Source organism: Novosphingobium sp. NBM11 (assembly GCF_015390225.1).
Lineage (GTDB): Bacteria > Pseudomonadota > Alphaproteobacteria > Sphingomonadales > Sphingomonadaceae > Novosphingobium.
Map to the genome: position 1 here is coordinate 3,228,304 of NZ_VUOG01000001.1, position 17,524 is coordinate 3,245,827.

The 17,524-nt window shown below is 62.5% G+C and carries 17 protein-coding genes and 1 pseudogene; 3 read left to right on the plus strand and 15 right to left on the minus strand.

From position 1 onward, the window contains the following. Positions 1 to 129: 129 nt before the first annotated feature. The 11 genes and pseudogenes from istB to F1640_RS15850 all read right to left on the minus strand — a co-directional run bounded on the left by istB (position 130) and on the right by F1640_RS15850 (position 8,160). Positions 130 to 969 carry an IS21-like element helper ATPase IstB gene (gene istB, locus F1640_RS15805; RefSeq protein ID WP_066770779.1) on the minus strand — a complete coding sequence of 280 codons (840 nt, stop codon included), beginning with the start codon at positions 967 to 969 and terminating at the stop codon, positions 130 to 132. After that, positions 966 to 2,477, minus strand: coding sequence for an IS21 family transposase (gene istA / locus F1640_RS15810; RefSeq protein ID WP_066770782.1), 1,512 nt, complete (start codon positions 2,475 to 2,477; stop codon positions 966 to 968). Before istA ends, istB begins: the two co-directional genes overlap by 4 nt. Positions 2,478 to 2,568: 91 nt before the next feature. After that, a complete protein-coding gene (locus tag F1640_RS15815) occupies positions 2,569 to 2,820 on the minus strand; it encodes a DUF4411 family protein (protein WP_206694697.1) in 252 nt (83 codons plus the stop codon). Between the two features lie 3 nt (positions 2,821 to 2,823). After that, entirely contained in the window at positions 2,824 to 4,020 is a 1,197-nt protein-coding gene (locus F1640_RS15820; protein ID WP_206694698.1) for an ImmA/IrrE family metallo-endopeptidase, read from the minus strand. A 216-nt stretch (positions 4,021 to 4,236) separates the two neighbouring features. Next, entirely contained in the window at positions 4,237 to 5,214 is a 978-nt protein-coding gene (locus F1640_RS15825) for a hypothetical protein (RefSeq protein ID WP_194920034.1), read from the minus strand. Then, on the minus strand, positions 5,211 to 5,615 hold the full coding sequence (locus F1640_RS15830) for a thiol-disulfide oxidoreductase DCC family protein (protein ID WP_194920036.1): 405 nt from the start codon (positions 5,613 to 5,615) through the stop codon (positions 5,211 to 5,213). The genes F1640_RS15825 and F1640_RS15830 overlap by 4 nt, the downstream gene beginning before the upstream one ends. Continuing rightward, on the minus strand, positions 5,608 to 6,141 hold the full coding sequence (locus F1640_RS15835; RefSeq protein WP_309229279.1) for a DUF4166 domain-containing protein: 534 nt from the start codon (positions 6,139 to 6,141) through the stop codon (positions 5,608 to 5,610). Before F1640_RS15835 ends, F1640_RS15830 begins: the two co-directional genes overlap by 8 nt. Beyond that, positions 6,138 to 6,611 carry a DUF2269 domain-containing protein gene (locus tag F1640_RS15840; RefSeq protein WP_194920037.1) on the minus strand — a complete coding sequence of 158 codons (474 nt, stop codon included), beginning with the start codon at positions 6,609 to 6,611 and terminating at the stop codon, positions 6,138 to 6,140. Before F1640_RS15840 ends, F1640_RS15835 begins: the two co-directional genes overlap by 4 nt. After that, complete coding sequence (locus F1640_RS25370) at positions 6,604 to 7,365, minus strand: SDR family oxidoreductase (RefSeq protein ID WP_255530385.1); 762 nt, start codon at positions 7,363 to 7,365, stop codon at positions 6,604 to 6,606. Before F1640_RS25370 ends, F1640_RS15840 begins: the two co-directional genes overlap by 8 nt. Positions 7,366 to 7,466: 101 nt before the next feature. Next, positions 7,467 to 7,823 (minus strand): annotated as a pseudogene (locus F1640_RS25375) (NAD(P)H-binding protein); the annotation flags it as partial. Between the two features lie 10 nt (positions 7,824 to 7,833). After that, complete coding sequence (locus F1640_RS15850) at positions 7,834 to 8,160, minus strand: hypothetical protein (RefSeq protein WP_194920038.1); 327 nt, start codon at positions 8,158 to 8,160, stop codon at positions 7,834 to 7,836. 186 nt (positions 8,161 to 8,346) lie between these two features. On the opposite strand from F1640_RS15850, the gene F1640_RS15855 reads away from it, so the two are divergent. Together F1640_RS15855 and F1640_RS15860 are read left to right on the plus strand one after the other, a co-directional pair. Then, positions 8,347 to 10,050, plus strand: a complete 1,704-nt coding sequence (locus F1640_RS15855) for a sensor histidine kinase (RefSeq protein ID WP_194920039.1) — start codon at positions 8,347 to 8,349, stop codon at positions 10,048 to 10,050. After that, entirely contained in the window at positions 10,047 to 11,372 is a 1,326-nt protein-coding gene (locus F1640_RS15860; RefSeq protein WP_194920040.1) for a sigma-54 dependent transcriptional regulator, read from the plus strand. Before F1640_RS15855 ends, F1640_RS15860 begins: the two co-directional genes overlap by 4 nt. A gap of 224 nt (positions 11,373 to 11,596) precedes the next feature. Here the strand turns inward: F1640_RS15860 and F1640_RS15865 are convergent, their stop codons facing one another. The 4 genes from F1640_RS15865 to F1640_RS15885 all read right to left on the minus strand — a co-directional run bounded on the left by F1640_RS15865 (position 11,597) and on the right by F1640_RS15885 (position 16,164). Beyond that, the gene (locus F1640_RS15865; RefSeq protein ID WP_194917264.1) at positions 11,597 to 12,946 is read right to left on the minus strand and encodes an IS1380 family transposase; all 1,350 of its coding nucleotides are present in this window, start codon (positions 12,944 to 12,946) and stop codon (positions 11,597 to 11,599) included. A 151-nt stretch (positions 12,947 to 13,097) separates the two neighbouring features. After that, a complete protein-coding gene (locus F1640_RS15870; RefSeq protein ID WP_194920041.1) occupies positions 13,098 to 14,294 on the minus strand; it encodes a tyrosine-type recombinase/integrase in 1,197 nt (398 codons plus the stop codon). Beyond that, positions 14,291 to 15,907: a tyrosine-type recombinase/integrase gene (locus F1640_RS15875; protein ID WP_255530387.1), complete on the minus strand. Its 1,617-nt coding sequence runs from the start codon at positions 15,905 to 15,907 to the stop codon at positions 14,291 to 14,293. Before F1640_RS15875 ends, F1640_RS15870 begins: the two co-directional genes overlap by 4 nt. After that, positions 15,904 to 16,164, minus strand: a complete 261-nt coding sequence (locus tag F1640_RS15885) for an STAS domain-containing protein (protein WP_194920042.1) — start codon at positions 16,162 to 16,164, stop codon at positions 15,904 to 15,906. The genes F1640_RS15875 and F1640_RS15885 overlap by 4 nt, the downstream gene beginning before the upstream one ends. Positions 16,165 to 16,391: 227 nt before the next feature. Here F1640_RS15885 and F1640_RS15890 point away from each other — a divergent pair, with 227 nt between their 5' ends. Beyond that, on the plus strand, positions 16,392 to 17,420 hold the full coding sequence (locus F1640_RS15890; protein WP_194920043.1) for a chemotaxis protein CheB: 1,029 nt from the start codon (positions 16,392 to 16,394) through the stop codon (positions 17,418 to 17,420). Positions 17,421 to 17,524 lie beyond the last annotated feature (104 nt).

The following is a 17,524-nucleotide window of genomic DNA, read 5'->3' on the forward strand; positions in this document are numbered from 1 at the left end:
ACCAGCACTTGTCAACGGCGGAGCAAAAACCGGCCACTGTGGCGGAGTAAAAGTAGGCCACTGATGTTGCGGCAGGTGCAAAGCAAAGGGCCCCGATCGGGGCCCTTTGCTTTTGGCCGTTTTGATGGGTCAGTTTTCGTCGACGGTGGCCTGGTTTTGCTCCGCCCCGCTGGCAGTGGCGCGACGGCGACTGGCTGACTGCTTTAGGCGGTAACTGTCACCATTCATGGTCAGGATGCTGACGTGGTGGGTCAAACGATCCAGCAATGCGCCGGTCAGGCGCTCGGACCCAAGCACCTGCGTCCAGTCCTCAAACGGCAGGTTGGAGGTAACGATGGTGGAGCCGCGTTCGTAGCGCTGGGAGAAGGTCTCGAACAACAGCTCCGCGCCGGTGGGCGAGAGCGGGACGTAACCCAGTTCGTCGATGATCAGCAGCTTCACTGCAGCCAACTCGCGCTGCATCTTGAGCAGCCGCTTCTCGTCGCGGGCTTCCAGTAACTGGTTCACCAGCGCCGCGGCGGTGGTGAAGGTCACGGTGAAGCCCTTCTGGCAGGCGGCCAGCCCCAGGGCGAGCGCCACATGGGTTTTGCCCGTCCCGCTATTGCCCAGCGCAATGATATTCTCGCGCCGCAGGATATATTCGCAGCGCGCCAGATCCAGCGTCAGCATCTTGTTGAGGCTGGGGATGGCGGTGAAGTCGAAGGTATCGAAGCTTTTGACGGCCGGGAACCGGGCAGCACGGATCCGGCGTTCGACAGTGCGCCGCTCACGGTCGATCAGTTCCAGTTCGATCAGGCGCAGTAGATAGCGGGGATGATCGACACCATCACGCGCGCACTCCCGGGCTACTTTCTCATATTCGCGCAAAACGGTCGGCAGTTTGAGTTGCTTGAGGTGGTGGGCCAGCAGCACCTGTGGCGCACCAGCGGTGGTGCCGGTGGGCAGGTTGTCATCGGGCGCCCGGCTCATGCTGCCATCTCCTTCGAGACCTGGGGCATCAGAGCCGCATAATCAGCCGCCTGCGTGACCTTCACATCCAGCCTTGGCAGGTGGGGATAGGTCGTCAGGTCAAGCCTGGCGGGCCGCCGTTCCATCCTGGCCAGTGCGATCTGCTTCACCGCATCAAAGCTGATCGCGCCCATGTGGATCGCCTGAGTGACAGCATGGGTCACCACGGCCATGGGCATCGCTTCCAGCAAGCGCAAGACCTGGATATACTCGCGCTTGCCCTTGCGGCCCATGCGTCCCTCCAGCAATTGCCGCAGGTGGGCAAAGACATCGGGCAAGGCCCAATTCTGCAGTGCAGCCGCCTGATCGAGAGCATTCGGCTTTGTCTCGATCAGCGCCAGATAATGCAGCGGATCGGCCACAAAATCGCCGCTGCCATAACTGCGCACATGGCGGGCGATCTCCTCGGCGCCGGACAGGATCACCACCTCGTCCACGAAGCCCTTCACCACCACATCCTGGAACCCAAACCTTGTGGGCACCGAGTAATCATTGCCGCGATACCGCACCAGCGCCGTCGATGACACACGGGCGCTGCGCCTCTCGCATGGCTCCAATGGCACCGGCGGTAGTGGGCGTAGCGCCGCAACGTCAGCAACCATGCGCTCACCGATGGTCTGGGCATGGCGGCCAGCACGTTCGCCTTGCCGCGCATGACAGCGCTCCAAAAGAGCCGCGTTCAGTGCGTCATAGCTCGCCGCCTGCGGCTTGGGCGTCATGAAGTTGCGGCGCGCGTATTTGACCAGCCCTTCGACCTTGCCCTTGTCATTCCCCTTGCCGGGTCGGCCGAAGCGGTCAGAAAACAGGTAGTGGCTGACCAGCTCGCTGAAGGCACGTGTGCGCTCACGCTTGCCGTCCCCCAGAATCTTGGCCACCGCAATCGTCGTGTTGTCGTAGAGGATCGACTGGGGAATGCCGCCAAAGAAGTCGAAGGCCGATACATGCCCATCCAGAAATGCCTCGGTCGTCTCGCGCGGGAAAGCCTTCACGAAACAGGCATCGGACTGCGGCAAATCCATGCACAGGAAGTGGATCTTCTGCTCCACACCGCCAATCACGCCCACCGCTTCGCCAAAATCCACCTGCGCATGCCCCGGTGGGTGCGCCAGCGGCACAAATGTCTCGCGGCCACGCACCCGGCTCAGCCGGACATAGTCCTTCACCACCGTGTAGCCGCCGCCATAGCCATATTCATCGCGCAGCCGCTCGAAGATCCGCTTCGCCGTGTGTCGCTGCTTGACCGGCGCCGTCCGGTCACCTTCCAAAATCGCGTCAACCACCGGCAGCAAAGGCCCCAGCTTCGGCTTCTCCACCGGCTTCGTGCGCGTATAGCCAGGTGGCAGTGAAAATCGGCAGATCTTGCCAATCGTCTCCCGGCTTAATCCAAATACCCGCGCGGCCTCTCGCTGGCTGCGCCCCTGCACAAACACAAACTGCCGAACACTCGCGTAAACTTCCACGGCATACATCCCGGCCGCCCTCAAAAGGGCAGCCTTACCACTGGCCGGTTTTTACTCCGCCACGCTCAGCACTTCGCTGGCGTTCCAGTGGCTGGTTTTGTCACCGCCCTGCACAGTCTTGGTCGAACAGGATTGCCGCCTTGTTTGCGTCATCCTGAATCCAGGCGAACAGCAGATCACGTTCGGCGTCATTGCTACCATCCTTAACCTCTTCGAGCGTCTCGATCGGCATCTTGATGTTGCCCTCGTTGCCCATATGGACCAGCCATTCCCAGAACTCGGGCACAGCATCGACAGGATAGTATAGATTTTGCGCCGTGATGAGCACGTTCGCATCAAGCAGGTACACCATCCGTCAGGCGCCCTGCTCGATGGCAAGCGCGGCACCGCTCAGCAGCGTATGAACGCTGCGGGGTTTGACCCCCAGCAGCTTGCTTGCGCGGGTGGGTGTGAGCACTCCTTCGCTCATGTTTCGGGCTACGAAATTGAGCAATGCTGCGCCGAGGCGGTGGCGCCGGACAATGTAGTAGTTGGGGCCGCCGTCCATGCCCCGCGCACGTTCTCGCTGGGCCGCGCGGCTTTGCAGCCATTGGGTCCTGAATGTATCAGTGAGCGCGCGCCAGGTGCGCTCGGTGATCTTGTCAGCGCGGAACAAGCGGTAGGCTACCAAGGAACGGCTCACCAACCGCTCTTCGGCAAACTCCGTCACCAATCGTGCGGCTTCCCCCAGGTCAGTCGCGCGGGTGATGAGAAGCTGGTCGAGCTCACGCTGCGGCAGCAGGAATGAGCTCGCGACATCGTTGCAGAACTGCTCGACCGCGCCTTCGAAATGCCCTCCGCTCACGCCGGTCGCCCCTATCCAGAGGTGAGCGACCTCATGCAGAAGGGTGAACGACCAAGCGGTCTTGGCGTCCTGGTCGTTGATCACGACAAACGGAGCAATCGGATCGGCGAGAGCGAAGCCCCTGAAAGCATCGACATCGATCGCAGAGTGGTGACTTCCGAGATTGCCGATCAGCAGCACGTAGATTCCGGCGGCTTCGACACGGCTTCGAAGCAAGGCAAAACCAGCATCCGCCGATCCCTGGGCACGGAAGGCAGCAAGATCGAGGCCAAGCACCTGGCGGATTGACGCAAGCACCGGGCCAACGCCATCGTTGCGCGACATTGAACCTATGAACGGGAGAGGCTCGGCCTCTTCCTCTTCCATCTGCACGGCGCGCACTACGGCTTGCCGGGAACGTATATCGCGAACCAGTGCATCCACTAGCGGCTCGCCGCCGGTGTGTCGGTCAGGCAGGGTGCGGAAGTCCTCGCCCCGGTCCCCGCGAGCCGGAGGCTCATCTAGGTAGAACGAGACAAGCGGTCGACGATAGATCTTTGCCATCTTCAGCAGGACCGGCCGCGAAACCTCGCCTTCCTCGGTTTCCAGAGCGAGCAGTCGGTCAGCTCCTGAAACCCCACGGGCGGCATTTATCCCCACCTTGGCTGCCGCATCCTCAAGCGAAAGCCCCGCACTTTCGCGCGCCCATTTCAAGATGGAAGGCTTCACCGTTGGCATCCGCCATCATTCGCACAAAGGAATCGCCCAACGCGAGCAAAAAGTGGTTTCGACGGTTCAATGGAGTGGCTGCAATGAATCTCCCGGGGCTTGCTGTGGGCCATCTGTGTAATCAAGCAGCCATCGGGCTAGCGACGTTCAGCGGAACGGTGCGAGAGCAGCCGCTCCGCCTTAGATTCTTGCGTGCATCACACTCGCACCAAAAGATCAGTGCAGTGCATTTGCCGCTTCGGCGCGGCGCTTGATGATTGCCAGAATGTTGCCTTCGATATCGCCCAGCAGGATCTCGCCCCACATTTGCGCGTAGAGATTGACATGCGTCTTGGCGATGTAATTGGTCCGCAGGGTGAGCTTGGTTGTGCCGTCTCTCAACGGTGTCAGCGTGTAGTCGCCAGTGTCAATTTTGAGGAACTGCCCGTCGGGCGAGATATGTCTGTCGGTGTAATCCTGAAGTGAGCTATTGCTAAAGGCAAAGGTCCAGCCAAGCCGCTGGCCCGGTTGCCATTGGGTGATCCTTTCCTCGAAATTGATGTGATCGCCCCAGTAGGCTTTGCGCACAACGCCGACGCCTTGCCCGCTGATAGTGGTGGCGCGTGGGCGAGGTATGCCAACAATACTCTGCGCGAAATTCCATTGGCCTTCATCCGGGCTGATATGCGCATTGGCCACCGCGTAGGGCCAGATTTGAGCCGGGGTGGCGTGGATCACGATGGAGCGCGTTAGGGTCACCTGCTTTTCTGATATCGGGATCTGACTTTCCAAACTGCCGCACAGCAGCGGGAGGAAAAGCAACGACGCGTGAAACTTTGCTGGATCGGACCGCCCCCTTCGCACGCGCCGCAAGATGAAGGCGCCGGCATAGCCAGAGCACAGCCAGATCGGGGCGAGCATGATTATGCAAATGACCCCTTCGTGCAGAAACACTACCGATCCCACAATCACGAGCCCACCGAAAATCGGCGGCACAGACCAGTAGAAAGACGACAGCTTGTCGCCCGCCGGATCCCCCACATAGCAAATAAGCGCGCATAGATAGGCGGGTAGAACCGCAAGAAACCAGAGGCTGGCAAAGGCCACGTTGTTGGCCTTGCTTGCGCTGATCAGGATGTAGGCACTGAGCGCGATGACCAGGGCAAGGGTCATGCCACCGATCACACGTCCGCGCAGCAGATTGGGCCCGTTCATAACAAGACCCTTTCCGCGTATTCGGCAGCAGGCACCCAGCAGGTCTCGCGCTTGCCAAACAGCCGGTAGCGATTGCGAGCGATCCAGTGGTAGACAGGATCGCGCAGCGCTCTGGGCGCGAGCAGTCCGATGCCCGCAATGCGCCAAGGCCAGCCAAGCCCCGTGTAGATTGCGATCACGGCCTCGCTGTCACGTAGTACCCGGTCTCCTTCGATCAACAGGATCGTATCCGGATTTGCTGGATCTATCCCGTGCTGCCGAAAAAGCGCTGCGCCGACCTCCCCTTGCATCGAAGCCAAGCGATAGCGGCCTAGCCGATCATGCTTCAGGATAAACTGTGCATTGGCAGAGCACAGTACGCATTGCGCGTCGAACAGAATGATGGGGCCTTGGTCAATCATGAAGCTCCTCCATCAAGCCGGTGTAACGGATTGCAAAACCCAGGAAGGGCAGGAGAATAGGCACGTCAAAACGATAGCGCCCATCCACTTCGCTTTCAGTAGCGGGACACCGCGGACTGAGCCATGTTGGAAACGGCAGCCCAAAAAACCGGAAGGCCACGAGATCGAGGTGCAGCCTTCCGTCTTCCACGCGCACCCGGAACCGGTTGGTGGCAGGCCCCATCTTCTCCACAATCAGGCCGTCGCGCGCAATAAACCGGCTATGGTAGGTTCGGCCCGCAAAGTCGCGGCGCCAAACTTCGGCCTCCCCATGTCGCTCGAACACCACGGTCACAGGAATGTCGTTTCCGGCCTTCGGCAAGCCCATCATCCAGCACAAGGCGCGGGCGATCGGATTGCGGCTAGCCACAACTTGCGCCTTTCCAACCCACGTCTGGCAGTCATTGGAATCGTGGGCACGGCGCAGCACTGACGGCGAGCCATCGATGGCGTCTCCCAGCAGACGGCGGAAAAGCGGTTCGGTCACAATGCAAGCTCCGGCTTGGCCACCATCAGCCAGAAAATGATGATGACTCCGATAAAGGCCGGCCATCCAAGTGCGAACCACCAGCGCGCGAGACGGTGATAGTGTCTGGGCAGTGCTTCGCCGTCAGGGGTAGCCTCGGCGATGCGGCGCATCTGGATCTGGATCGCCACCACCGGGAGCCAGCAGGCTCCCACAAGGACGTAGAGCACAATTGCAGCCATCAGCCACGGCGTTGTCAGGGGGTACCCAGCCAGTTGCGCCAACCAAACCCCGGTCACCGGCTGCACGATGACTGCGGGTGTAGTGAACAGCCAATCCGCCAGTTCCACATTGCGATTGACCACCCGACGAGCCGCCAGCACGCCCGAGCGATTGGCCATCCAGCCATGGAAGGCGGTGCCAAGCCCTGTGCCGAACAACAGGGTGGAGCTAAGGATATGGACTGTCTTGAGGAGCAGATAATCATGCATGGGGATTCTCCATCGCATGGACGGCCAAAGACAGGCCGAGAACCGCGAGATTTTTAACCAAGGCGCCAAAGGGATCGGCCAAGAGTTCTGGCGCAATGGCGCACAGGATCAGGCTGTAAACGCTCATCAGCACCACACCTGCCAGAGCGGCCCCGCGCCAGTGCAGGATTAACGCCAAGCCTATGGCGATATCAGCCAACGATCCGGCCCAGACGGTGCCCACTGCCCCAGTACCCGCCAGCCCAAGGCGAGCGAGCAAATGGGTGTTCTGGCTCATGGGAGTGAGCAACAGTGGCACCAGGCCTCCAGCCAGCCACACTGCGGCGAGCAAGCCACGCAACGCGGGCGCGAGCGGCAACATGCGTGCCGCCAGCGTATCGCTCGGCGTTGCTGGATGACGGGCCAAAGCTTGTGCGACGGGCTGCGGAGTAAAACCGAGTGTGGCTACGAAAGGCTCGACCGGCGCTGAATTGCCCGCATCCAACATGGTCAAGCTCTCGAGGGTCATCGGCCCAATGCCGAGACTTGCGACCGCACGAAGGATCCAACGCGGCATCTGCAGGCTGCGCGCCGCGCCAAGGCCCTGCCAGCGTCGCAAGATGCTGATCAGGTCCACTATCCGCATCTTTTCGGGCCCGACTGCATCCACCACCACAGCCATGGGCAAGGGGCGCTGGAGCAAGCGCCAAACCGCCTCCACAAGATCGTCGATAGCGATGGGAGCGACCAGCCCGCCGCCGATATCCGGCAACATCGGCAAGACTGCCAAAGCGCTGAACAGCCTCGTGCTACCCCGCCGCGCCCTACCACCAGCGAGGGGCGCACAATCGCCCAGCCCAATCCCAATGTAGTCAGATGTTCGTCTGCAGCGCGCTTGCTGGAATGGTAAGCGGTAGTGCCATCCTCAGCGCCCAATGCGGACATCTGAATTACGCGATCCACTCCGGCCTGGGCAGCGCCATCGAACAAGGCGATCGCGCCGCGCGTGTGCAAACCGTCGTAATCGGCTCCTGTAGCCAGTGCGCCCGCGCAGTTTACAAGAGCGTCATAGCCCTGCAGGCGCTGGGCCCAGATGGCGGCGTCGTCACGTGTCAGATCGGAGGCGATATCATGCCCGTGCCTCCCGGCGATCATTACCGTGCAGCCCTCAGCGCGCAGTCGCCCAGCCAGATGTCCGCCGATAAAGCCGCCGCCCACGATCATCACACGCATAGCGGCCTCCTCATTTAATATTGGGCTGCGGCACGCGGCGCCAAACGGCCAGTCCCATGCCCGCCATCGCCATTAGAATGCCCGCCAGGGTAGCCGCCACTGTGCCCTGGATTAGTTCGGTGGGGTCCGTGGCAATCCGCGCCATCGAGACGAACAGCAGCGGCAGCGCGATCATCATCACCATCGACCAGACCGTCCAGAACGAGGACCGCTCTTCAGTTCCGCAAAGTTCAGACAACAGGATTGAAAGCGGGCTGCGCAACACAAAGGCGGCCAACCCCGCCAGCCCCAGTGTCACAGCATAGGTGAGCAACAGGGCGGCAATCGGAATCAACATGGCGTGGCTCCTTTTAAGTAGGCGGCCGGGTTGACCGCGTCGTGCCCCGTGCTTCGCAATTGGCATGCCAATTGCGGAAATTGGCCGATACTCAAAGTTCCGGGCTGCGAACGGGCCATCTGAATGTTAACGACGTGAACGGAAACGCATGATATGCTGTCAACGATGGATACAGCTCTTGGCATCATGGCCTATATCGGCGCGCTGGGCCTGACTGCGCTGGCCAGCTCTTTGCTGGCAGGCTTTGTCGCGGCCAAGGCGCGCGGCCTGCCGGGTGCGTGGACACTGGTGGTGTTCTTGTGCGGGGTTGCACTGTGGAGTTTGGCCATGGCCGCGCCCGCAATGCTGGGCGTAAAAGCCGCCTCCTTCACGCTGACGGTGATCGCGCTGTCACCATTACCTTCAGCGGCCTTCGTGCATCTGGTCTTTGCATTTGCGCTGTGCGGTGCGCTTCGTCCGGTAGCTTGGGCAAGCTATTGCGTGGCTGTTGTGGCCTCGCTTGCGGGCATCTTGCTCGGCGTGGGGCGGATCATGCCTTGGCATGGCTTTGCCGGAGCCTTTGTGCCCTCGTTGGTGGGCTGGGGCGTATTGGCTGTTGCGGCGGCACTGTCGGTGGCCGGCCATCTGCGCTTGTTCCAAACGTGGCGCCAGCAGAGTGGATTACATCGCGATCAGGCAGGCGCAGTATTCGTTTCCAGCGGGATTGGGCTACTCGCGCTCACTGGGTTTGCCTTCCCCGCGCTGGGGATCGAGGCCTATCCTTGGCCGGTGCTCGCGCTGCCGCTCTATTCGGTTGCGCTGGTTTATGCGGTGCTGCGGCATCGCTTCATGGCGGCGGACATCTGGGCGCGACGGGGCTTGGTGTGGATACTGCTGCTGGCGGGTGCGGGTGGCGCATCCGCGCTGATCGCCACTTTGCCACTTGCACTGGCCGGACGGCCAGAGGGCTTTGTGGCAACATGGGCGGCCTTGGCGGGCACAATGGCGCTTGGACTCTTGGTAATGGCGCCGCTCAAACGTCTCGCCGACAGGCTGGTGTTCCCTGGCGCCAAACTGGATGTGGAGCCTTGGCGTGATGCCCTGGCGCAAGCCGCAGACGAGCGGGAGCTGGGCGAACTGGCCAACGCACTGCTGCGTCAGCACCTAGGCCTTGGTGCTGATGGGCCGGGATTGGCGGTTGTGGACGAGGCCGTCACGCTGATTGGATGGGAGGATGCCCCTACAGCTCTGCATCATACCGCCGCCCGCATCGCCGCGCTGGTCGAGGAGGCCGCCCGCCGCCTCGTTAGCGCTCGCCGCATTGTGGAGGCCGAACGCGAAGCGAGGTTGGCGGAACTGGGTGCGCTGGCCGCGACAATTGCCCATGATCTGCGTAACCCGCTGGGCATTGTGCAAATGGCAGCCACCGGCGCCCCGCCCGAGGTGCGCGCCGAGATTGGGGAGCAGGTGGGGCGCATGAACGCGCTGGTCACCGACATTCTGGACTATGCGCGGGCTTGGACGATAGCGCCGCGCCCCATCGAGCTGGCGTCTTATCTGGCCGGATTCGGCGTACCTTTGGACGTGCCCGAGGGCTTGATGCTGAATGCCGACCCCGCAGCCATGCGCCGCGCCTTGGCCAATCTGGTAGACAACGCCAAGGCGATGGGCGGCGATTGTAAGATCATTGCCCATGGCCGCTGCGTCGACATTTGCGACAATGGCCCCGGCATTGCGCCCGAAATCGCAGATAGCCTGTTCAAACCCTTCGTCTCGCGCCGCCCAGGCGGCACCGGCCTTGGCCTTGCAATCGTCCGTCGCATTATGGAGGCGCATGGTGGTACGGCCACCCTTACCCGGCGCGAGGGGTGGACAACCTGCTTCCGCCTGACTTTTGGGGAAAACCCATGATTCTTCTGGCCGATGATGAGCCCGCTTTTCAGCGCCTGACTGCCGACTGGCTGCGGGCGCAAGGCCATAAGGTGGTCGCAGTAGGCGATGGTGATTCCGCCTATGCCGCCTTTTTGAAGCACAAGCCGAGTGTCGTGCTACTCGACCTTGCCATGCCGCCGCATCATGATCCGCAAGGAGGGATCGCTCTGATCTCCACCTTCGCGCCCGCCCCTGTGGTGGTGATGACTGGCCACGCCGATCAGGCGTTGGCGATGCAGGCGATTGAGGCGGGGGCGTGGGATTTCCTCGCCAAGCCGGTCGATCCCGAGTTGCTGAAGATTGTCGTCGCCCGTGCGGTGGAACGCGCAAAGCTTGCGCAAGAACTGGTCGCGCTGCGCGCCCGCGATGAGGCCAGCGAGAACATGGGTCTGATTGGGCAGTCCCCGCCGATGGTGGCATTGCGCGCGTTGATACGCCGGGTGGCTCCCACCGGTCTGCCAGTTATGGTCCTGGGGCCCAGTGGGTCGGGCAAGGAACTTGTCGCACGTGCTGTCCACGCCGTGTCGCCACGGGCCAAGGGGCCCTTGGTGCCAGTGCACTGCGGAGCAGTTCCGGCAGACCTTTTGGAAAGCGAACTGTTTGGACATCTCAAGGGGAGCTTCACGGGTGCCCATGCAGACCGTGCAGGGCTCGTCGAGACCGCGCATGGCGGAACGCTGTTCCTCGACGAGATCGGCGAAATGCCGCCTGTCATGCAGGTCAAACTGCTACGTTTCCTCGCCGATGGCACCTATCAGCCAGTAGGGGCTAGGGAGATGCGCCATGCTGATGTGCGCATAGTTGCCGCCACCCACCGCGACTTGAGTGCCGCCGTGGCGGAAGGCTCGTTCCGTGAGGACCTCTACTACCGGCTTAAAGGTGTGGTGCTTGCCACGCCAAAGTTGGACGAGAGGGGACAAGATAAGGCTCTATTAGCGCAAATATTTCTGCGCCGTGTGTCCTCGCTTGCCCAATTTTCTCCTGAAGCTCTGGCGTGGATCAAGCAGCGAGATTGGCCCGGCAATGTGCGCGAACTGCAAGCAGCTGTCGAATGCGCCGCAGCTCTGGCCGAGGGGGCAGCCATTGACGTGCGGGATATGGCATTCGCTACGGGAGCAAGGGAGGAGATCGATGCCCTGCCTCACCCTCAGACGCTGGAAGAAGAAGTTGCAGCTCTGGAGCGCCGACGCATTTTGGAGGCGCTGGAGCGAACGGGTCACAATCACACTCACAGCGCGCGCGAACTTGGCTTGTCGCGTGTTGGGCTGCTGAAGAAGATGGACCGGATGGGATTGCGATAATTGCCGCAGCCCTTCTACCTTTTCGTCTCGCAGGTTAGCGAAGGATACACCGTTAGCCCGGCCTATTCATGAGACTGAGGTTCCGGGCTTGTTGGGTGGCGATGCGTTTTCGGTGATGTGATCCGGACGAGCGCCTCTGGCGGTGTTTTTCACCGCGGTGGGATCGATGGGCTTTTCGGGGTTAATGGAGGGGGGCTTGCGGTTCGGCGGCACGGCCGCGCGGGCTATGTAGGAGCAGGCCGAAGGTTGGTGGCGACGGCCTTGAACGTGGCGGCATCGGGGCATGCTGACGCGAAGGCGATGCGGATGCGCGTTGCGGATTCAATGACGCGGGCGGCGACCTTGAGCAACCGGAGGCGGATCGTTGCGAACTCGGCGACGGCAAGCGCGGCAGATTTTGGGATTTCTTGCTGGATCCGCCACAGGAGCCAGTAGGCGGCGGTGTGCAGAATGAGGCGCATCTGGTTGGCATTGGCCGAGCGGCACGAGGTGCGATCGCTGGCGAGCTGGGTCTTGTGCCGCTTGATCAGGTTTTCGGCCTGGCCGCGGGCACAGTAGAGCGTGTCGTAGATGTGCTCGGCCGAGCCTTGGGTCAGCGAAGTGACGACATAGCGGATGTCCATGCCCAGCGTGCTGGCCTCGATCCGGGCGACGACGCGGCGCTGGCCCTTCCAGCTTTTGGCGCCGTAGCGGGTCTCGGCATAGTTTCGCAGGATCACACGCTGCTCCTCGGCCCGCTTGACCGCGCAGGTATCGGCGACGGCGACGATGGCGGGATCGGCCCGCAGCGCAGCGTTGGTTGGCAGGCCGAACACGTAATCGATGCCGTACGCCTCGCAGAACGCCATGACCTCGGGGCGGCCATAGTGCCCGTCACCGCGGATGGTGAGGTGGGTATCGGGCCAGTGCCGGCGGATGTGACGCACCAGACGCCGGATGTGGCCAGCAGCTTCGGCGCCAGATGGCGTCTTGCCGGTGCGAAGCAGCATCGCCACCGGCCGGCCACTGGCGGTGTCGTAGACGTGGATCGGCAGGAAGCAGCGCTCGCCATGGTGCCCGTTCCAGAACGAGAGCTGCTGATAGCCGTGGACGACATCGCAGGTGTCATCGATATCCAACGTCACCGCCGCCGGCGAAGTGGGATAGCTGGCGCAGTAGATATCGATCATGGCGGCCATCAACTTCGCCAGTTCGCGCGTGGTCGGCGCGTTCTCCCAGCGGCTCATCGTGGGTTGGCTCGCAAGCCCGGCACCGGAGCCCGGCAGCTTGCCCAGCGCCAGGCGGAAGCCGGGATCGTCGCGAAGGGCGTCGAGATCGTCGGCATCCTCGTATCCGCAAGCGATCGCGAACACCCGGGCGCGCAGGATGTCGGGCAGCGCATGGATCACCCGGCCAGGGTCACGCGGGTCGGCTATGCAAGCGGCAAGCCGACGGCAGATGCCCATCGCGCGCTCAGCCTGTGCCAGTAGCAGGACGCCGCCGTCCGAGGTCAGCCGACCACCATCAAAGGCGGCTGTGACTTTCCGGCTGCGCACTGCTGGGAATCGGAATGGGTTTGCAGTATCGTCGGTCATGGCGGGGTGGCCTGTGGCATCTTCTGCCCTGCGGCAGGTTCGGCTTAGACACCCAGTTCCTAATTCAGATCAGAGGCTTATGCCACTCCCGCCAACCCTCTCGGCCCAACGCGGTGAATAAGCCGGGTTAGCCATCACGCAACGAATACAGTCATTTGATCAGGTTATAGACCGCATCCCCGATCTGTTGCGCTGCATCGAGTAAATGCTCATCATCGAGATGGGCATAGCGCGCAGTCGACTGGTGGTTGGCGTGCCCTAGAAGCCGCCCGATCATGGGCAAGGTTTCCTTGCTCATCGCGGCATGGCTGGCGAATGTATGGCGGAGGTCGTGGATGCGCAGTTTGCCAAGATTGGCCCGTTCAAGGATCGTCCTCCAGAGATGTTGGATGCAGCCGATCGGCCTGCGGTACTGGTAATTCCAGAACAGCCAAGGGATCTTCGGATGGCGCGGCAGACTGTCGATGACCTCGCGCGCCGCCGAACCGAGCCAGACCGTGCGAGGGCCAGTCTTGCTGTCGCGCAGCAGAAGGCGATTGCCCTTCACGTCCTGCCACTGGAGGGTCAGAATCTCGCGGTAACGGCAGCCGGTCAGCAACAGCAGGGTGATGACCGCGCAGCCTGAACGGATCGTGAGATTGTCGCCGGCGCGCAGTTCGGTGAGCACTTCCCCTAACCGGGCCAATTCCTCGGCAGACAGGAAGCGCTCGCACTGGCGGCGCTTGTTCGGCCTGACCGACCGGCAGGGATTGGTGTTTTCGAGCCGGTATCCCCAAACCTCGGCCTTGTTGAGCATGTTCTTTAGGATCTCGAGCGTCCGGTTCGCTGCCCCCGGACCGGTTCGATTGTTCAGGTCCGCGAACCACTTTGTGACATGCTCTTCGTTCAGTTCGTCGATGAAGACGCCCTTGAAGGCGCCGTCGAGATACTGGCGGCGATAGCCGTCATGTGTCGCAAGCGTCGATGCCTTCCATTGAGGCGACCAGCGGGACCAATACTCCTCCAGAAAATCGTCGAACCGGGGCGCGGAGCGGATGCGTTTACGGTCGGTCGCCGGATCGCGACCGACCTGCGCGTAGGCGATGACGCGCCGCGCGACCATCTGTGCCTGATGCCGGGTAAGGACCGAGGCCGGGCCGATGGTGACCGTCCGCAGCCTCCCCGCCATGCGCGTCTGCACGATGTAGACATTGCGGCCACTTGGGTAATGGCGGATGCCGAAGCCATGCTCGATCCCAAGCCAGGTGGTGGACCGTGCCTTGCCTTTGGGCACGAGCAGGAAATTGACGTTTGCGCCGACCTCGGCGAGCGCCTCCTCAACGATCCGCTTGAGACTGGCGGCGGTCATTGACGCAGCCCGATGGCCTGCGCCAGCGATCCCGCGATGCGGTCGGCGGCATCGCCGATCACGTCATCCGACAAGTGGGCGTATTTGGCGGTCGTCTCGGGAAGGACATGCCCGAGAAGTCTGCCGATGGTGGCAAGCGGCACGTTGTCCATAATCGCGGTCGAGGCAAAGCTATGCCGCAGGTCGTGGACGCGGACATCGGGCAAGGCACAGCGCGCACGGAAGGGGAGCCACCAGTTCTCGAAATTAAGCGGCTTTGTCCTGGCGCTGTTTGGGAACACAAGAGTGGTGACCCCGTGCCGCTCGATCCCTTCCAGCACTTCAAGCGCCTGACTGTTGAGCCAGATCGTTTTTGCTCCGGTCTTGCTGTCTGGCAGTAGCAAACGCGGCGGCTGCACCCACTCCCAACGAAGGTTTAGGATCTCGCCGACGCGCGCGCCGGTGAACAGCAGCAGCCGCACGATTGCGACCTGTGCGGGATAGGCCGCTTCCTGCTCACGCAGGGCCGCACCGATCCGGCGATACTCGGCTGGCGTCAGGTATCGCTCCTTCGGCTCACGTTTGTAGCGCGGCATTCCGCGACAGGGGTTGGAACCCTTGCGCCGAAGACACAGCGCCTCGGCATATTTGAGCAGCGCCGCCAAGACGGGCAGAGCGCGATTGAACAGCGCTTCCCGCGGACCTGAACAGTCGTCGCGCCAGCGGTGAATGTCGGCGGGGAGGAGATCTGCCACGCGCACCGCACCGAACGTGGGTGCAATGACAGTTTTCCATGCGTTCCAGTTTCGCTTGGTCGTCGACGTTTTCCAGACCCGTGAAAGATCGTCCCAGTAGGTATAGACAAAATCCGACAGGATCGGCGTCGCCTTGACCACGGCGCGTTTAGGCAGACCATCGAGCGCCACTTCGGCAAGCAAGCGCCGGGCCTGTGCCCGGGCAAGCTCTGCCGCGAGTTCATCAGACCGGCCCAATGTGATCCGGCGATGCTTGCCGCGATGGCGCAGACGAACGAACCAGTAGGTGTTGCCCGTGGGCCTGACGCGCAGGCCAAAGCCCGCAAGTTCGGTATCCCAGATGCAGTATTCCGTCTCGCGCAGCGGCAGCTTGCGCCGCGCAAAGTTGCCATCGAGCAGTGCCCGGCGCCCGGGCTTTCGCCGCTTGGGGACCATATGGCCATCGGCAATATCAAAACTGGGGTCGAAAGTCGCGGAATTCCGGTCATTTGCGGGGACCAGATGGCCTTCAACGGCATACCCGCTGCCAAGCAAGCCCAGCATCTCGCGCACTGATTTTACGGCATTTTTCCCCATAAACACAGCAGTACACCGCGTGTCGAGTGCGCGCAGCAGCAGCTCGATCAGCGGTTCGGTCAGCGGCACGGTGCCATCGCGCACATCCGAAAGCAGCGTCTCGAACGTGTGCGTGAACGCCTGGAGTGCGATGAAGCCGAACGCGCCCGCGCCACCCTTGATCGAATGGACGCCACGGAACACCGCGTTGACCGTATCCTCGTCCTGCGTGCCCTGCTGGCAGGCGGCCAGCCCGGTTTCGGCGGCGGCCAGCGATTCCTCGCATTCCGCGAAGAAGATCGCCTGGATTTCCTCGCTGGTCATGCCGCGCCTCCATCGAACAGGTCGGCTTCCAGGCCCGCCAGCCGGGCAATGTCCTGCAGGACGGGCGAGGGGAGAATGGTTGCTCCGCCTTGCGAACGGCGCGCGCTGACCAGCAATTGCAACATGGCCTGCCCGATCTGCGTGCATTCGCGCGCGTCGATCTGCAGCGGGCCTGAACCAAGCGATGCGATCATCGAGGGCAGCACCGCTTCGGCGGCGGCCCGATCGCAGCGCGATGGCAGGGTTATGGTCGGCATCGTGACGGTTCCTTCGCGTGGCGTGCATCCGATCCCGGCGGGCTGGCGGCCCGGCCGTTTTCGCTGGAATGCTTCTTAACCATCGAGGCGCAAAGGCTGCCTTGAGGGGAACCTAGGTTGAGATACCTATCCCTGCGGATGCAATTTGCTGGGTGATAAAGCCTTAAGCCTGTTTGCCGTGAAGGGGTGCCGCCTGGGCACGCCTGCAGGCGAAGGTTTGCAAGCAAATGCACGAAGCAAGAGTTCTTGTCGTTGACGATTCAGCCGCGATGCGCGCGCTGTTTTCGGATATTCTGGACCAGGCGAAGAACGTCCGGGTCGTGGGCGCGGCGGCCAATGCCGCAGAAGCGCGCGATCAGATCGACGCGCTGCGCCCGAACGTGATCACGCTCGACGTCGAAATGCCGGGCATGAGCGGAATCGAGTTCCTTGAAGAAATCATGGAGCACAATCCGCTGCCGGTGGTCATGCTGTCGAGCCTGACGCAGGCGGGCACCGAAACCTCGCTCAAGGCGTTCGAGCTGGGCGCGGTGGAGTGCTTTCCCAAGCCGCTGCGCGCCACGCCGGAACAGTTCAACAAGTCGGTCGGCAAGCTGGGCAAGATCGTGCTGGCGGCCGCCAACAGCAACGTGCGCGATCGCAAGACCGTGCGGGACCAGAAGCAGGTCGATGCCCAGTTCGAATGGAACGGCCGCATCGTGGCGTGCAGCGCCTCGATGGGCGGGATCGACGCGCTGACGACGCTCCTTTCCGATTTCCCGTCCAATTGCCCGCCGACCATCGTCGCCCTCCAGGCGGAGCCGGCCCTCGTCGAAACGTTCATCAAACGGCTGAACGGCGACCTGAAGTGCGCGGTGAAGGCGGCGAAGGACGGCGCGGCGCTCAGCCAGGGCACGATCCACATCGCCGCCGATCCCGAATGCCATGTCGTGGTGGAACCGGGTACGCCGCCGCGCATCCGCCTGATCGCGCGCGAACCGATCGAGGGCGCGCGACCTTCCGCCAATCTGCTCTACGGCTCGATCGCGCGTGGCGCGGTTCCCGCAGTGGGCGCGGTGCTGACCGGCATGGGCAGCGATGGCGCGAAGGGACTTAAGCTGTTGCGCGAAGCCGGCTGCGATACCTTCGCGCAGGACCGCAAGACCGCGCTGGTCGCCGAAGCGCCGACGGCCGCCATCGAACTCGATGCCGCGTCGCGCGAGGTGGCGCTGGATGAACTCGCGGCCGCCATGATCGGCTGTTGCAATATTGGTTGAGGCCGGCATCGGGCGGTGTTGACCCGATGCCGGCACGGCGATCGATCCGGACCGTGCGTCCCATAGCCTTCGGGGACAAGGGGCGGGGCCGGTGCGGGGGATCG

Coding starts and splice junctions, on each gene's coding strand:
- istB (WP_066770779.1), bottom strand. CDS start 969: ATGAGCCGGGCGCCCGATGACAACCTGCCCACCGGCACCACCGCTGGT.
- istA (WP_066770782.1), bottom strand. CDS start 2,477: ATGTATGCCGTGGAAGTTTACGCGAGTGTTCGGCAGTTTGTGTTTGTG.
- F1640_RS15815 (WP_206694697.1), bottom strand. CDS start 2,820: ATGGTGTACCTGCTTGATGCGAACGTGCTCATCACGGCGCAAAATCTA.
- F1640_RS15825 (WP_194920034.1), bottom strand. CDS start 5,214: ATGAACGGGCCCAATCTGCTGCGCGGACGTGTGATCGGTGGCATGACC.
- F1640_RS15830 (WP_194920036.1), bottom strand. CDS start 5,615: ATGATTGACCAAGGCCCCATCATTCTGTTCGACGCGCAATGCGTACTG.
- F1640_RS15840 (WP_194920037.1), bottom strand. CDS start 6,611: ATGCATGATTATCTGCTCCTCAAGACAGTCCATATCCTTAGCTCCACC.
- F1640_RS25370 (WP_255530385.1), bottom strand. CDS start 7,365: ATGTTGCCGGATATCGGCGGCGGGCTGGTCGCTCCCATCGCTATCGAC.
- F1640_RS15850 (WP_194920038.1), bottom strand. CDS start 8,160: ATGTTGATTCCGATTGCCGCCCTGTTGCTCACCTATGCTGTGACACTG.
- F1640_RS15855 (WP_194920039.1), top strand. CDS start 8,347: ATGGCCTATATCGGCGCGCTGGGCCTGACTGCGCTGGCCAGCTCTTTG.
- F1640_RS15860 (WP_194920040.1), top strand. CDS start 10,047: ATGATTCTTCTGGCCGATGATGAGCCCGCTTTTCAGCGCCTGACTGCC.
- F1640_RS15865 (WP_194917264.1), bottom strand. CDS start 12,946: ATGACCGACGATACTGCAAACCCATTCCGATTCCCAGCAGTGCGCAGC.
- F1640_RS15870 (WP_194920041.1), bottom strand. CDS start 14,294: ATGACCGCCGCCAGTCTCAAGCGGATCGTTGAGGAGGCGCTCGCCGAG.
- F1640_RS15875 (WP_255530387.1), bottom strand. CDS start 15,907: ATGACCAGCGAGGAAATCCAGGCGATCTTCTTCGCGGAATGCGAGGAA.
- F1640_RS15885 (WP_194920042.1), bottom strand. CDS start 16,164: ATGCCGACCATAACCCTGCCATCGCGCTGCGATCGGGCCGCCGCCGAA.
- F1640_RS15890 (WP_194920043.1), top strand. CDS start 16,392: ATGCACGAAGCAAGAGTTCTTGTCGTTGACGATTCAGCCGCGATGCGC.